This window comes from Dyella nitratireducens (genome assembly GCF_014642835.1).
GTDB classification, from domain to species: Bacteria; Pseudomonadota; Gammaproteobacteria; order Xanthomonadales; family Rhodanobacteraceae; genus Dyella_B; species Dyella_B nitratireducens.
The window spans coordinates 1-13,846 of record NZ_BMJA01000007.1; the positions used below are offsets into that span (position 1 = coordinate 1).

Genomic DNA, 13,846 nt, shown 5'->3' on the forward strand with positions numbered 1-13,846 from the left:
CGATGATCTGTTCCTCGGTAAAACGCTTCTTCACGTCCAATCTCCTTCCGTTGCGGGATTGGACTCCAAATCCTTGCGCTACTCAAAACCGGGGGGACGTCGAGAGGACGTGCAAACGCTCGGGCTTTGATGGACCAAGCCTTACAGGGTATCCAAAGTGGTCGGGATTACACCGTTGAATTGCCCAACGGCACCAAGCTCAAAACGGACAGCTTGGATGCTGACCATCGCCATGCCCAAGACGTCATTCTCGCCCTGACCAGGGCGGGAGCCCTCTCCCCTCTTCCAACCACCATTTCAATTCCCGCCACTCCCAAAGTGGGATTGCTGTCTGAGCGCATCGAAAAATTTCTCTCGCAAATGAAAGTGCAGGAACGAAGTGAAACCAACCACTTCGATACAGCTTTTACCTTGAAAGTTTTTCTCGGCTTGGTGGGCGATAAAGATTTGAGTGAAGTCAGTCCCGACGATTTGGACATCTTCATGGATGGGTTAGCCCACTGGCCCGCCAATGCCAGCAAGAAAAAACCATACAAGGGTCTTTCGCCCAAGGAAGTCTTGAAAAAAGCCAAACAACGGCAAGACAAGGGACTGACACCATGCACGAAAGAAAAACACCTTGACTGTTTGAGACTATTTTTCAACAACTGTGTCGAGCGACGGCTTATCTCTTACAACCCCTGCAAGGGTCGCGTTCAACACTTGCAGGTTCGTCATGCTGACGTTGCCGCGTTGTTGCGGCAAGCAGTGTTCGATCCGTTGAAATTGTTCTTCCGTGATTTCCATCGCCCAAGTATAAGATCAGACGCCGATAGTGTTAACACGCCCTAGGAAGTCTGGATATCAATTCCGTCTCCCCGTTCAAAGCGGGCGATTTCAAAGACATTCGTTGGTACAGAATGCTCGAAGATTCGGTCTGTGATGGCTCGGCTGAGATGACCACAGCGCTCCAGATTTTCGTGACCTATCTTTCTGCCGATGTCATCGATACTGCAACCAAAATCCTAGAATCCGAATTTGTGAAGATGCATCTCTTCCATCTTCATGATTTGGTCGATGCCAACACGCACATCGACCCCAATAGGGTCGTCCCCATGTTCATGTTTTTCACCAAGGAAAAGAGCATGGATGAACGAGGTTATCGAGAATTCTGGAACCTTTGCATCAAGCTTGAAGACTTGTGCCAACCCCCATCCTAAAGCCACCTCTCAAGGGTGGCTTTTTTAGTGTCCAGCCAAATGGTCATCGATGACCTGCCGAGGGCGAAACATCCATTAGTTCCGGAAGGCACAGAGATGTTTTTCATCTAACCTGCTAAGAAAAGAGAACGATTTCAACCTCATGAAGCAGATTACCCTCATATAACACCCACCCGAGCATGATGAGATGATGGTGGCGCACATCAGTCCACCATCAGCCGTAGGGCACCTACACCTTGGCTCAGTCCAAGGCCCATTTTAGAGGGCTAAGTACCCTCGCCCAGATAGGCCATCTGTCATGCCCCATATCATTGCGCTGATGTCATTGGCGCAAATCCACAGCATCTATACCTCTGACGCCAAATCACAGAACAAGGCATCTACTCAGGACGCTCCACAGGTGTACTCAAAAACCTCGTTTGCAGGCCGTGAACCTGGACATCCTGGACACCCACCTCCGCTTCCCGACTCCAAAGGGAAAAAGGCCATCGATAATGCTTCAAGCCAGCGTTGCAGAGGCCATGATGGTAAACACGCCCATCAACGGGGACATTCGGTCTAGATAGGACATCGCCTGATGTCTTATCTACCCGCGTGCAAGTCTCTTGCGTAAAAAAGATACAACAAATCCGTTTGGAAGAATCCGTGGACAATTCGACGTTAACGCCATCAGAGCAAAGGGTCATCCGCTCACTCATAGGTAGGTTTCACAGCAGTTGGAACCGTGAACTCATGACCGTAGAACGAATGTTAGTCCTACAGCAAAAGGGCATGGTAACGCGAGACGAAGGACGATGGAGGCTGACAGCGCTTGGTCTTATGTATGCATCCATCTCACGCTGACTTCTTCTCATTCAAACCTTTCGACCTGGCACATGGAAAATACGCATGTCGCAAAGGCTTCATAAGTGGCTGTCTCTTACCAAAACGGTGACGTCTACCTTGCATGAGCACAAAATGACTTCAGACCAAAAACAGGTGCTCAAGGTTAGAGACGCACACGGCGACACCTTAGATGCACATATTGAGCGACGAGAAAAAAGCACCATCCATGTCCAGCTTGTTATTCCAAACGGACCCACTCACGAGAATCGCTTTACCCGGATGTCGGACGACAAGTTGGTGTCTGCAATCGAGCGATGGATGAAGAGGGAATGGATTTGCGCCCGTCAGTAAGTTTCTACCAAGACACCTCCTGGTCACTGATAAAGAACAGACACGTAACAAGAGACCTGTCAGTGTGAGGATGCTCACTCAGGTTCCTTCGGAATCAGTGAAGCAGAGGATTTTCAGATGAACAACCAAGGCTCCTCCAACCCTTCCCACAACCCCTCGCAACCGCCCAAACAGGCAGGCAATGATGAGGGTTCCTCGAAAGAACGGGAGCAACAGGGTGCACCGAATAAGGACCAAGAAAATCCTTCCCAGGGCAAGCCATCGGGCGGTCAAGAAGATACATCTAAGCGCTAAGGCAGCGTTGCGCTGAAATCACCAGTCAAGCGCAAAAAAGGGCCTGCATTTGCAGGCCTTTTTTTCATCAAAGCCAACGAAGGCTTTTCACGCGATTCGAATAGAATCAAGCATAGGGGAGGCTCTGATGCCTGAAGTCAAAGGTTCATACCGAGGCTTGACCTACATTGCCATCTACCGTCGTGATGGTCCAAGACTGTCTTGGTCGGCAAGTGTTGAAGACGATGATGGAGCTGTGATTTTTATCACAGGCTACTTTGTCTGTCGGGAAGAGGACGAGGCGTGTGAATCCTCACTTCGCCAAAAACTGTATGAACGCATGGATGCTTACCATACCTCTCATAAGTCACCCATATTGCATTAAATGCAACTGCAACAATGGCACGAATAAGTTCGATAGATAGCAGAGTTCGAGCTCACCGAGGCGTCCATGCCCTCCGAGGAGACTCCTTCTCAGTGAGGGCATCCCTGCCTAGCCGAGACACATCAGGATTAGTGATATGAAAACCCCATAGTGGGGTCTTGGGTCAATACTTTCTACTTTTGTTCGACAGTCCAGAGCGTTCTGGAAAACGCCCTGAAGGAATTGGCTCTCGTTTGTAAGCGGACGTCTTTGAGTATTGGACTGCTTCTGCGCTAGGCGCTCGATGGTTGAACGCCTTTTCTGTTGCATAGACAGAATGAATCTGGGCCGCCGAAAGCGGCTCAATAGTACGGGGCATAATGGGGATACCTAAAGGTCGCGAAAGTGCGCGACAGCACTAGAAAATGCCTTGCATATCGAAAGCAAGGAAAGGCCCATCAGTGATGGCTTGCGATCACCCATGAGATGCTGGGACGAATACTCCCCAATACATGGATTCATCATGCGCCCAGCAGACCCAAATAGCAATTTCGAAATTCGCCAAGGGTGTAGTGGACGACTGACTCGGGCTCTGCAAGCCTCTTGACCCTGGAAGCCCAGCTATAAGTGGTCATCTGTGAGTAAGAACGGGACCTTTTCCAGCCTCCAAATAAATTTTCTCGTTAGCAATGGACATACTCAGCCATCTTCTTGCGGCGGTTTACCAGTGACGGCAATCCATGCTGAGCGTGTGTAATGTTCAAGCTCTTGGGTGTCCATCAAACGTTCAAGCAATAGCTTCACCGATAAGCAAGCCATCAAAACAAAGACCCCGCACAAGGCGGGGCCGACTGCTTAAGATGACCGCTTCTTTTGCGGTCGATGAGCAACAGAGCAAACTAGCGATCTTCTATTTCGATGGAAGAGGAAACGGGTATCTGATCTCTCTTACCAAGCGGGAACTCCAGGGGCACCATATCCCAGTTGCCAAAAAGGCCGGCGTGCCAACGAGGTGGAGGTCCTCCTCAACTTTCAACGAAGTAGCTTCGCATTCTTCGTTTGAAGCAGCGAAGAGCTCGATAGAGTCGGAGTCAAGGTGAAAGGGATATTCTTCGTTGTAAGCAACCCGGCCGCGCACGACCTTTCCCTTTACATGCACTGCATCGCCTGGCCAAGTTTCATTTGCAAGAATTCTTTCGATCTGCCTAACCACTACCGGATTGTTGACCGCAATGACAAACTCGTGCGGTCCAAATGTCGTCGCATCTGCTCCCACCACTGAGTCGGGACCATTTAGCGTTACAAAAGAGAAATAACGCGTCTGCGCATGTGCCGCAGCCGAAAAACCCACTACAGCGACGGCAGAAGCCAACGCAAACAATAACGCCTTCTTCGCTTTCATACATTCCTCCTTGGAAAGAGTGCATAGCACTAGTAATGCCCCGTACGGTTTCATCGTTGCGAGGCAGCGCAACACTAGGGCGCTAGGCATTCTTAGCTTTGTGAATGAGTAAGCGTTTTGCGTAAGGGGCCTCTTAGTTCAAGCGGAACGCGTGCCTCGCTTACAACATGCCGGGTGTTCTACGTACAACAAACCCTAAATTAGGGTCGTGCATAGTCGCCCAGAGTGTCATCGCCACCTATTTGCCGCGGGAGCTGGCTTCGCAGGCCATAGCCGATTCCACACGGGATAGCACTGCCGCATGCACTGGCGTAACTTTATCCTCGGGAATTTGAAAGGATTCAGCGCCCAAGAAAAAAGCATGCTCGTCTCGAACAGGGTCAACCACGTATCCGGTCGAATATGGGTGAAAGAAAAAATCCCTTTGGGTCTTGCGATCAGTTCCACTAAAAAACGCGCCTAGATTAGGGTGACTATGGAACCAACCCACGACAAGCAGCTTTGACTCCACTTGCATCCTCGCCACTTCCCAGACCGACGACCCCATTTGCAAGGAAACACTGGTGCCATGATACTCGTGAGATGGCACTGCCTTTGATATAACGACCAGCGGATAAGAAACTGCCGTCGTTAGTTCACAGGGCATGAATGCTTGCCCAAGTAGCAAGCCCCCGCTCTCTTCGCGTCGAGCAGATACGTGGCGATGAACTGCCAATCTCGCCTCCGTATCGAACAAAACGAGCGGGCCCTTTATGAGCAACGCAGTGATAGACATCGCGTCGAGAAAAGGCAATCCAGATAGAACATCGGCCAACTTGGCCGCTCCTGAATCGGGCTTTACCGTTTTCCACTGAATCATGTTCTAGCCGAGAATGAATTTTTGCACTTGGGGCAAACAACAGATCCAGCCTTCCCCGCAGGGAGCCTTACATTCGCCCCGCAATGCGGACACGTAACTACAACCTTCGCGACTTGTTCCTCAGACTTATCAGTCCAACTCACACTAGATTTCTGGCCTGCAGTCGATACTTGCAGCGAGTCGCTTGGAAAGCTTTGAGGACTTGCACCTTTCGCTCTTAAGTACCAGCGAGCCGCGTCGCCGTTCGCTGCTGAGGCGACGTTAATTACTGAGTCATCAAACGACAAGATCTTGAATAACCGCTGCGCAAGCAGGTCGAGGTACTCTGTAGCGATCCACTTGGAACCTAAGCAGACGCGACCGCTGGTATAGATATTGGGATTAAAGACGTTCGTTTTGACTACAACCGAAGGTTCTTGAAATGGATATCTGGCACTTAGCTCTATCGTCGCATCGACTTCGGTCAACGATTTGGCCGGATATCGATCATCTGCTGCAGTTTGCACTTGGAATCGGAGCGAAATATGAGAAATTGGGCTGCCATTGCATCCAATAACTCGAATTCGACCATTGGTTGCGAGCTCAAGCTGCTTGAGTTTCTTAAGGTCTTCGTCCCGACGTTCATTGAAGGCATTCATACTTGGATTATCCAGCTACAAGCATGGGCTGAACTTCTAGAACGTCGCCATCCTGCACACCCTGCGTATCAAGCGCAATAGTCGGTTGAATAGTCTTCGCCACGCGCGTATTGATCAGCGAATAGTCCGTATCCTTTGGCAGCGCCCAGTTGTCTACTGCCGCCTGAATAACATCCGCGCCTGTATGAGAACCCGGAAGTGTTACTTCTGCCTTTCGAGTCTGATCCGCAGTTCGGATGATTACACTGACTTCACTCATGTTCGTCTCCGTCATACAGCTCAACTAAAATTTGGGTGCCATCTTCTTCTATTGATGCAAACTTTCCGGGCAGCTTCATTCCACGAAATTCCGCAAGCTCCTCCACCGTAAATTGGTCTCGTATCACCGCAAGTCGATGTTTAAGTCCACATCGACGGCAGGTTGCGTCAGCATCAGAAAAATGGGAAGCCAAGGCAAATATAACCTCTCGACCTTCCTCACAATTGAAATCGATCGGCGTTTCCCATGAAACCAATATAGGGTCGCTGACCATAATCGATGAGCGGAGGGAAGCCATGCCATCGAGCAGCAAGTCGTCTATTCTTCTATTCGCCCTGATTATGACTCGTTCTTTTGCCTGACCTGCGCAACATGCGCACATCGGACTCTTGGATAGAGAGATGGATGAGCTGGTATGGGCGACAGAGTCAAGGAAGACTCGCCTTGCTCCCGATGCTGCGTCCTCTCTAAAGGAGTAGAGAAACAGAGAGGTCGCCAGCGCACCTGCATAACTAGCGGTGATCGCTGTTGTGGGCACCTTTTTCTCCTCGAATGCCACCTTCTTTAGCCATCCGCAAGAAAACCGCTCCCCTACTCGCTGGTATACGGATGGTGGCAAATTGCACTCATAGCAAGCCACCTCAGGGTCCCTCATAAATGGGAAAATCTCTGCAGAAACATACCTTGAGTCGATACCAGAATTGATGAGATCGACACCCAGCAGGCTGCACAATTGATTGATGCGAATCCTCGCGATGAAACCATCTACGCACGAAAAAACTACAGTTGAGTTGCGCAGACGTGAGAAATCAACCGCATCCCAAATATCGCCTATGAGAAATTCTACGCAGCAATTTGGATCCAACTTCTTAACTGCGTCTGCCGCAACTTCAGCCTTATATTTGCCTACATCGTCCTCAGAGAACAAGACGCTACGCGTCAAATTATGTAGTTCAATTTTGTCAAAGTCGACGATAGTTATCGCACCGACACCCAAAAGCGCCAAGTTCTTTACAACCTCATTTCCAACCGCTCCTGCACCTATCACCAATGCACGCGTGGCTCTGAGATGCTCTTGATCAAACCAATCGATGAGATCGTGGCGCAGATATCGTTCCATCACATTCCTCGGACACGACAAATCCGCTCATACGCGGAGTTGACTATTTTTATGACTTCTTGGGCATGCAAGCGAATGAATTCGTCCTGTCTATCGGGATGATATGCGCGAACTCTTTTGCGGTAGGCAAGCCGTATCTCGTCGTCGCTCGCGGACGCTTCTATTCCAAGTACAGCGAATGGATCTTGCTCGAGTTGCGCGGTTAGCTCTGCAATTCGATCCTGATAAGCATTAGGTATATTCCGCCACTTCATCAGGACACCCCCAAGATCATCGCAGGATCATCGACAATGATTTCTGGTCCGAATGTCTTATCTTGGATGAGAAGGCCACGTATAGTGATGGTCTTTCCCGCGTAAGCCTTCAGCTTCTGAGCACCACCAATTTTTGCAACGCCGCCGCGGAACGCAACCATTTTTAGTCCCTTCGTCCACGACTTAGCTTCGAACATCACGGCGTAATCCGATCCCCTACGACTTTGCTTAACTTCGTGCACGTACCCCGTAAACGTAACCACCTGCCCTATGTGATTTCGATAGTTACTCAACGTAATCGCATCTGGGACGTGGTTTCGTGCACCTGCATTTGATTCAGCTTTGCCATGCCTCCGCAACTGAGAGCTGCCGCAAACCATACACTTGGAGGCATTAGCCTCGCGAAGGACGGCCATGCTCGCTTCTTGGTAGAACACATGGCAACTACTGCACTCGAAGATCGGCTGAGATAGTTCAAGGCGCCTTCCCGTAAATGCATCATTGATGCCGCTGAGATCATCAGCCGAGGCGGCACTCGCCGTCGACCCGGGACCGAAGTTAATCGGCTTTGTAGTCGGCTTTGACGATGGCCGATAAGCATTCGGTGCAGGAGATTTGGTCCGTGGCAGTGGAGTCTGGCTAGGCGCGGATGGCGGTTGCGGAGGATTGTTTCCAGACCGACCACTCTTACGCGACCTCAGCCACCACAAGATCAGCCACAAGACTCCAATAGCAATGATGATTTCCAAGCGCTTCCTGCTCCCCTGACTCGCCGCCCATTCTGCGGATGACCTCACCTTCTCTAGAGTAAGCCAGTTCTATGAACGGTGTAATTCCCAGAACGTATAGATTCTGATAAAGGACCGAAGGACTCGCCAGAGTTGCTCCCTATCGACCAAGCGTATTGCTCATCGCGGCCTGCGACGTCCATCTGGCTCACGGGGCTCTTGATACCTGGGGTCTGCAAGGCGCTTTTGAAATTCCTTGCCAATCTGAACGAGATCGGTCTTGCACGCGACACACCAGTCATGCACCTGGACGGTGTCTAGTCTCCGCCTTCCCCGCTCCGCTTCACTGACAAATGCCTGGTCGACGCCCAGCGTTGCAGCCAGTTGCTCTTGAGTAAGTTCTGCATGCGCTCGAACATCGCGGAGTAGCTCCGCGAAGATTCGATGCTCTGGTCTGTAGATGCTTTTTCGCGCCACCGCTTAATCCTCCGAGTGGCTTGAAAGCTATATGTGAACCCAATTTATGCTAATTTCACATATGTGATGTTCACATATGATCGAATAGCCTGCGTCGAGACGTAGAAGCAGCGACTGCTATGAATATGACGACCACATACTCAAACCCACCCCAGTCAAGTCACCCCACCATCCAGCACGAGGAAGCGGCATGCTGGCATCCCGAAGCTCATGTACATGTCGTTCTACGTAATTCCCCTCGATGGTTCCTCCAAATGGAGTATTGATCATGACGATCATGCAACGCACGGCGCGGCCACGCTCATCTGAGCCTTTTTGGCTCATCAACGAATCCCAGCTTCCGCTACCTCCTGATCAGGTTAAGCAGCACACGTCTCTCATGCGAATCGCCGGTACGTCACTGGCAATGGGCGTAATTCGCAACCTCTTGAGATGTAGCGAAGCCTCCAGCCGAGTGAAGTTAGCCAATCTTTCACCCGAGGTCTGCCCATGGACGTTCACTCCTACTCAAATAGAAGGTCTACGCGCTGCGCTTTACTTCCTTCGCCGATATGGCGATGAGCTACTGGAAGCTGAGCGAAATAGATAAAAGGCTCGGCGTCCCGGCGAAAGCCGGATGTAGCGCGAAGCGCGGAGAACGTCCGAATGGACGGCCCCGAAAGGGGTGAGCGAAGCGAATCACCCAGCGACTTGCAGATCGTCAAAGACACTGGGCCCCGGCGTTCGCCAGGGCGACGAATCGCTAGCGTTGAATCGGCGGGCAAACATAGAAGTTTTGGTTGAGTTGCAGATGCCTGTCTAGAGTGCGGCGAATTTTCCCCGGACAGCAATGGACACGAAGGCCGGAATCCATGGTGAATGCGAAGCATGGATTCCGGCCTTCGCCGGAATGACGGTGAGGTCATTTAATAAGCCTTGGTTAGCTTGCTGATTCTGTTCAGATCATCAAGCAGAAACGTGGGGATAACTCAGGAGCGGAGGTAGTTAAAAAACAAAAAAACGCGACTTGGCCACCTCCGTCCCAGCTTCCGGCAGACATAGCGATAAAACACCCCTGTCGTGGCACGGAAGGAATGTCGATTTTCCACAACCTGCCACGCGTGTAAAAATAGAAAAGATAAATATCGGCTATCCATCGCATATGAAAGAACTGTCGGATGAAATCGCAGCAAAAATCATCAATGCCGTACTTGAGGAGCGATGCGCATCCGAAGAAGGCATGCGTCGATACCGGCCACTGCTTGAGGAACGAGCGCACAGGATCGTCGCACGCCTCGTCGTTGGCCCCAGTGAAGATATCGGATCCAACAATGATCTTCCCAACCAGATCCATACCCTGCTTAACGTTGCCGACACCATCGTCAAGGATGAACTGGGCAGCAATCGTTATCCCAAGCCGGCATGTCCGGACAATGGCGGATGCGCCATGTGTTGTACACATATGCGCATAGTTCTTAGCGTGCAGGAAGCTGCCGTTATTGCGGGGGAACTGCTCGGACTCACGAAGCCTGAAAGGGCGAAGATCGCCCACCGACTTCCTCCACTTGGAAAATCTGGACCTGGCTCGCGGTGTGGTCTGTTGAACGAACAGGGCCTGTGCACCCTCTACGCAGCGCGCCCCATCAACTGCCGCACGTATCGCTCATGCTCGATAACTGCATGCGAAGACCGTGTCCGACTGGGCCGGAATGCCGGCGAGGAAGTGGTGTTCACCTACCCATTCGACGATCTGGTCCGTAAATCGTTCCATCACCGGGGGCAGCCGGGTACAACGCCACACTTTCTTGAAATGAACACATTTCTAGCAAGCGTTCTGCATGACGATACAAGGCTTGCAGCGTGGGCATCTGGTCAGATTCCCGTAGAAGACGACGCTATGTCCATGACCTAGGAAAGAGCGCGTAACATTCGCTTTCCTTCAACGCTCACTCATCAAGCATCGTTGCTCAGTTGGAACCCCAAACTTGTTTAACCAACTTGCGACTCTTGAGAAGCATTCAGAGCCATCTGATTGTCAAACACAGCTTTTGGAATAAGAATCTCCGTATACAACTTATGAAGAACGTCGAGCGCACTAATCTTTGCAAGATGCGTTATGGTAGTTGTATCGCTCACGACAATCCTGTTCATGGCATTGCTCCTCAAAGATCATTGTTTTTGATGTCATCCACAAGGTCGTCAACGTCATAATTGACCGTTTCGCCTCGCTCAGACAGCAAAGCATGAAACTCAAACTCCGTCTTCCCAATCAACTTACCCGCCATCGAACCATGAATGCCCTTGTATTTGTACAGGGCTATGGCGAGAAGCTCTAACGCCTCCTTCTCATCGACCCCAATCTTCTTCATCAACGAATCGTCTAAATCGAGGTTCATCGTTCCTCCTATGTTTACTTGAATGCCGGTCAAAGAAATGACGACCTCATTCGCCCCCTCAATCATCCTTATCTGACGACATCGGCGCTGGTCAACAATCCAGTCCGAAGGTACATCATTCGACGCTTAAGCGAATCAGAAACAACCAGGGCGCTGGCAGTCTAAAACTTTGACCACCAGCGCCCTGGTTTTCTGTGCCGTGATTTTTCTTAGTACGGTTAAGAGCAGAACAACCGCTTGGCGACTCTTCTTGCCCGCACTAACAAGATCAACCGAAAGGCACGCATTCCCACTTGCCGTTAACCCACACTGCATGCTCTCCCGGCGGGCACATGGGGATGGGGGGTGCAAAGGAACGCGCGTACTGCGGCATTTGTGCACCAGGCGTACCGCTGGCGTTCACAGACAGCGCCAGGCCAAACACAGCCAAACCGACTAACAAGCTCTTCATAATGCTCACTCCCCACATAAAGGGCGCTGCTTGATGAAGGTGCATCGACGACCAGAGGAGCGCCCGCGGCTCTGGCCTCAACAACGCGACAACCAAGAGCCTGGACGGAGATGGTTAAATCTCTCAGTCCCAGCCCCCGTAACACTCAAACTGCCTCCGTATCCTTATCCTTCCGCGGCCCCGCCTTGCGAAGCAGCTTCTGCAATGCTTCGCTGGTCTCGTCCGTCGATGCTTCCGGACAGATAAAGGGATACTCGCGATTGTCGATGATCGGCTCGATGCCGAAGAAATCATTGAGTACCGATTCCGACGTACAGTACGCGCCTTCCACCCAAGCCTGATCGTTCGAATACGCCTCGCCGACGATGAAAATATTGGCGTCAGCGCCGTCGATAAGCTGTGAGGGTTTCCGTATCTTGCGCTGAACGTCGCCAACGTCGAAATGCGGTGCCCATTCGTGATAGCCCGCATTGAATGGGGGTAGCGACCAATCCATGTAGGCCGCCTGCAGCGGCTCGGGTACGGCGGTGTAATCGGAGTTGGGGCCGAAGTGAAGTTCCGCCAGCATTTTGCGCAGCATCTTCACCATGCGCGCAGGCACTTTGCGCGGGCCGTCCAGGGGCTGGGTGTCCTGCGAAATCGGTATCTCGCGCTGATGCTTGGGGCCTAGTTCCAGTTCTTGCCAGAACGCGGTGTTGTCCTCGTCGTCATAGCTGGCCAGGATGCCGTAAATGGGTTTCTTCTTTGTCTCGATCGCGTTGTTGCCGAAGTACACCACCATGCGGATGGGTGAGTTGCTCACGCTTGGACCGATGGTGTCGTTGCGCGAGACAGCTGTCAGCTGTTTGGTCTGCGCGACGGTGAGCGCCTGTTCGGTGATGTTCTCGATCGCTGCCACCATGTCCGCCACGGAGGTGTAAGGCACGTCGATCAATGTCTGCATCGCTTTTAGCACAGCAGCGGGAAACTTCAGTGTGCGAAGCTTGGCGATCGTGTCAGGGGTGATCGTGTAGCCGGTGATCTGAGCGGGATAAGGTGCCGGACTCTCGGCGTCGGGCGCCCACCACGGCTGGTCGAAGAACATCCCCACCTTGTACGACGGCTGCATGATCGTCGATTCCAGGTAGAGGTTCACCTTCTCATGATTCAGCACATCCACTTCGCCGTCCTCCGGCTTGCGGAAGCGCGTGGCTTGCGCCACCAGGTCGATCGCTGCGCGTGGCATCGCCATCCAGGCCGCTTCGGCCTCGCTAGAGCCAGCGGCCATGTTGGGATTGTCACGGTGGGCGTAGGTAAACGCAGCCTTTCCAGCTTTCCAAAGTATGGAATGCAGGCGCGTATCGGGGTGATAGCGGAACTCGATGCCCTTGGCCTTCGCAAGCTTTACGGTCTCGTCGAACAATGCATTGAACATGCCCGAGTAGCCGATCGACAGCGTGCGGTACTGGCTGCCGGGCGTAAACTCGTTGTTGATGTTGAACGAAACACCGGCATGCGTGTTGATCACGTTGGAGCTGTAGCCGTTGCCGTCGGCGGCATAATCGAAACCTTCCGCACCCAGCTGATCGTAGAGCAGGTTCCAGTAGCCGATGTCTTTGAGGTAGTCGCCTTGCTGGAAAACGCTAGCTTCCGGCAGCTGCGCGGTAATTCTTCCGTGCTGGTAGAACCGGCACCAGTCGCGGCGCGTGAATTCCGCCCATGGCTTGGTCGTCGCCAGATCCTGCACCGTGGTGAAACCCTGGTCGGGCGTGGTGGAAGCACCGAAGTTGTTCACCGTGTACGGCGCAGGCGTGTTCGATCCGATGTTGTTGAGATAGAAGTTCCGCGAGCGCAGGTAGAACAGCTGGTTGTTGGTGACGTTGAACGGCACCGAATACTTTTCCAGGTCAAGCTTTGCTATCACCGCAGAAACCACGCGGTGGCCGGGAGCCAGGCCGTTGTTCGGGTCGGGAAATTCCTGGGTTGGCACACTGCTCCAGTAGGAATAGCGCATGCCGCCGAGTTCGACGTAGGAGTCGGTCTTATCGTTGTTGTAGTGCCATGTGCATATGCGCGCGCCAGCCGCGCGAGTGCCCGGATGACGCTTGGAAAAATCGTAGCGCCCCCAGTCGTACAGCTCCAAGACGTCGCCTTTCTTCAGTTGTTTCGAGGCGAACTTGGTTTTCTTGCATTCGCCGCTCAACAGTCGCCAGGCAGTGTAGAGGCCGGCGGCGCCGGCGCCGAAGATCGAATAGGTTTTTTGCGTCATGATTGAGCCCTCGGAATGGGATG

16 protein-coding genes are annotated in these 13,846 nt (G+C 52.2%); 5 read left to right on the forward strand and 11 right to left on the reverse strand.

Features of this window, described 5'->3' with window-relative positions; translation table 11 throughout:
• The first annotated feature begins 129 nt into the window (after positions 1 to 129).
• From IEX75_RS24505 to IEX75_RS24260, 4 genes are all read left to right on the forward strand, one after another.
• Positions 130 to 831 (forward strand): hypothetical protein, encoded by a 702-nt coding sequence (locus tag IEX75_RS24505; protein WP_423373324.1) that lies wholly within the window; start codon positions 130 to 132, stop codon positions 829 to 831.
• A 68-nt stretch (positions 832 to 899) separates the two neighbouring features.
• The gene (locus IEX75_RS23095; protein ID WP_229721048.1) at positions 900 to 1,199 is read left to right on the forward strand and encodes a hypothetical protein; all 300 of its coding nucleotides are present in this window, start codon (positions 900 to 902) and stop codon (positions 1,197 to 1,199) included.
• Between the two features lie 888 nt (positions 1,200 to 2,087).
• On the forward strand, positions 2,088 to 2,375 hold the full coding sequence (locus IEX75_RS23100) for a hypothetical protein (RefSeq protein ID WP_188798270.1): 288 nt from the start codon (positions 2,088 to 2,090) through the stop codon (positions 2,373 to 2,375).
• A 421-nt stretch (positions 2,376 to 2,796) separates the two neighbouring features.
• Positions 2,797 to 3,033, forward strand: a complete 237-nt coding sequence (locus IEX75_RS24260) for a hypothetical protein (protein ID WP_229721049.1) — start codon at positions 2,797 to 2,799, stop codon at positions 3,031 to 3,033.
• Between the two features lie 889 nt (positions 3,034 to 3,922).
• Here the strand turns inward: IEX75_RS24260 and IEX75_RS23105 are convergent.
• The 8 genes from IEX75_RS23105 to IEX75_RS23140 all read right to left on the reverse strand — a co-directional run bounded on the left by IEX75_RS23105 (position 3,923) and on the right by IEX75_RS23140 (position 8,749).
• Positions 3,923 to 4,414, reverse strand: a complete 492-nt coding sequence (locus IEX75_RS23105; RefSeq protein WP_188798273.1) for a BP74-related protein — start codon at positions 4,412 to 4,414, stop codon at positions 3,923 to 3,925.
• A 238-nt stretch (positions 4,415 to 4,652) separates the two neighbouring features.
• The gene (locus tag IEX75_RS23110; RefSeq protein WP_188798274.1) at positions 4,653 to 5,273 is read right to left on the reverse strand and encodes a Mov34/MPN/PAD-1 family protein; all 621 of its coding nucleotides are present in this window, start codon (positions 5,271 to 5,273) and stop codon (positions 4,653 to 4,655) included.
• Positions 5,270 to 5,911 carry a ubiquitin-conjugating enzyme E2 gene (locus IEX75_RS23115; RefSeq protein WP_188798276.1) on the reverse strand — a complete coding sequence of 214 codons (642 nt, stop codon included), beginning with the start codon at positions 5,909 to 5,911 and terminating at the stop codon, positions 5,270 to 5,272. The genes IEX75_RS23110 and IEX75_RS23115 overlap by 4 nt, the downstream gene beginning before the upstream one ends.
• A 7-nt stretch (positions 5,912 to 5,918) precedes the next feature.
• A complete protein-coding gene (locus IEX75_RS23120) occupies positions 5,919 to 6,170 on the reverse strand; it encodes a hypothetical protein (protein WP_188798278.1) in 252 nt (83 codons plus the stop codon).
• Positions 6,163 to 7,290, reverse strand: coding sequence for a ThiF family adenylyltransferase (locus IEX75_RS23125; RefSeq protein WP_188798280.1), 1,128 nt, complete (start codon positions 7,288 to 7,290; stop codon positions 6,163 to 6,165). Before IEX75_RS23125 ends, IEX75_RS23120 begins: the two co-directional genes overlap by 8 nt.
• On the reverse strand, positions 7,290 to 7,544 hold the full coding sequence (locus IEX75_RS24510; protein ID WP_188798282.1) for a J domain-containing protein: 255 nt from the start codon (positions 7,542 to 7,544) through the stop codon (positions 7,290 to 7,292). Before IEX75_RS24510 ends, IEX75_RS23125 begins: the two co-directional genes overlap by 1 nt.
• Positions 7,544 to 7,960, reverse strand: a complete 417-nt coding sequence (locus IEX75_RS23135; RefSeq protein WP_188798284.1) for a hypothetical protein — start codon at positions 7,958 to 7,960, stop codon at positions 7,544 to 7,546. Before IEX75_RS23135 ends, IEX75_RS24510 begins: the two co-directional genes overlap by 1 nt.
• Before the next feature lie 492 nt (positions 7,961 to 8,452).
• Entirely contained in the window at positions 8,453 to 8,749 is a 297-nt protein-coding gene (locus IEX75_RS23140) for a helix-turn-helix domain-containing protein (RefSeq protein WP_188798286.1), read from the reverse strand.
• A gap of 1,006 nt (positions 8,750 to 9,755) precedes the next feature.
• Here IEX75_RS23140 and IEX75_RS23145 point away from each other — a divergent pair.
• Entirely contained in the window at positions 9,756 to 10,640 is an 885-nt protein-coding gene (locus tag IEX75_RS23145) for a YkgJ family cysteine cluster protein (protein WP_188798288.1), read from the forward strand.
• 77 nt (positions 10,641 to 10,717) lie between these two features.
• Here the strand turns inward: IEX75_RS23145 and IEX75_RS24525 are convergent, their stop codons facing one another.
• From IEX75_RS24525 to IEX75_RS23155, 3 genes are all read right to left on the reverse strand, one after another.
• Positions 10,718 to 10,879 (reverse strand): PIN domain-containing protein, encoded by a 162-nt coding sequence (locus IEX75_RS24525; protein ID WP_479725505.1) that lies wholly within the window; start codon positions 10,877 to 10,879, stop codon positions 10,718 to 10,720.
• Positions 10,880 to 10,890: 11 nt separating this feature from the next.
• Entirely contained in the window at positions 10,891 to 11,124 is a 234-nt protein-coding gene (locus IEX75_RS23150; RefSeq protein WP_188798289.1) for a UPF0175 family protein, read from the reverse strand.
• Positions 11,125 to 11,720: 596 nt separating this feature from the next.
• Positions 11,721 to 13,823, reverse strand: coding sequence for a flavin monoamine oxidase family protein (locus IEX75_RS23155; protein ID WP_229721050.1), 2,103 nt, complete (start codon positions 13,821 to 13,823; stop codon positions 11,721 to 11,723).
• Positions 13,824 to 13,846: the final 23 nt, after the last annotated feature.

What these genes read in the sequence shown, in the direction of transcription:
- IEX75_RS24505 (WP_423373324.1), top strand. Translation starts at nt 130, where the DNA reads ATGGACCAAGCCTTACAGGGTATCCAAAGTGGTCGGGATTACACCGTT.
- IEX75_RS23095 (WP_229721048.1), top strand. Translation starts at nt 900, where the DNA reads ATGCTCGAAGATTCGGTCTGTGATGGCTCGGCTGAGATGACCACAGCG.
- IEX75_RS23100 (WP_188798270.1), top strand. Translation starts at nt 2,088, where the DNA reads ATGTCGCAAAGGCTTCATAAGTGGCTGTCTCTTACCAAAACGGTGACG.
- IEX75_RS24260 (WP_229721049.1), top strand. Translation starts at nt 2,797, where the DNA reads ATGCCTGAAGTCAAAGGTTCATACCGAGGCTTGACCTACATTGCCATC.
- IEX75_RS23105 (WP_188798273.1), bottom strand. Translation starts at nt 4,414, where the DNA reads ATGAAAGCGAAGAAGGCGTTATTGTTTGCGTTGGCTTCTGCCGTCGCT.
- IEX75_RS23110 (WP_188798274.1), bottom strand. Translation starts at nt 5,273, where the DNA reads ATGATTCAGTGGAAAACGGTAAAGCCCGATTCAGGAGCGGCCAAGTTG.
- IEX75_RS23115 (WP_188798276.1), bottom strand. Translation starts at nt 5,911, where the DNA reads ATGAATGCCTTCAATGAACGTCGGGACGAAGACCTTAAGAAACTCAAG.
- IEX75_RS23120 (WP_188798278.1), bottom strand. Translation starts at nt 6,170, where the DNA reads ATGAGTGAAGTCAGTGTAATCATCCGAACTGCGGATCAGACTCGAAAG.
- IEX75_RS23125 (WP_188798280.1), bottom strand. Translation starts at nt 7,290, where the DNA reads ATGGAACGATATCTGCGCCACGATCTCATCGATTGGTTTGATCAAGAG.
- IEX75_RS24510 (WP_188798282.1), bottom strand. Translation starts at nt 7,544, where the DNA reads ATGAAGTGGCGGAATATACCTAATGCTTATCAGGATCGAATTGCAGAG.
- IEX75_RS23135 (WP_188798284.1), bottom strand. Translation starts at nt 7,960, where the DNA reads ATGGCCGTCCTTCGCGAGGCTAATGCCTCCAAGTGTATGGTTTGCGGC.
- IEX75_RS24525 (WP_479725505.1), bottom strand. Translation starts at nt 10,879, where the DNA reads ATGAACAGGATTGTCGTGAGCGATACAACTACCATAACGCATCTTGCA.
- IEX75_RS23150 (WP_188798289.1), bottom strand. Translation starts at nt 11,124, where the DNA reads ATGAACCTCGATTTAGACGATTCGTTGATGAAGAAGATTGGGGTCGAT.
- IEX75_RS23155 (WP_229721050.1), bottom strand. Translation starts at nt 13,823, where the DNA reads ATGACGCAAAAAACCTATTCGATCTTCGGCGCCGGCGCCGCCGGCCTC.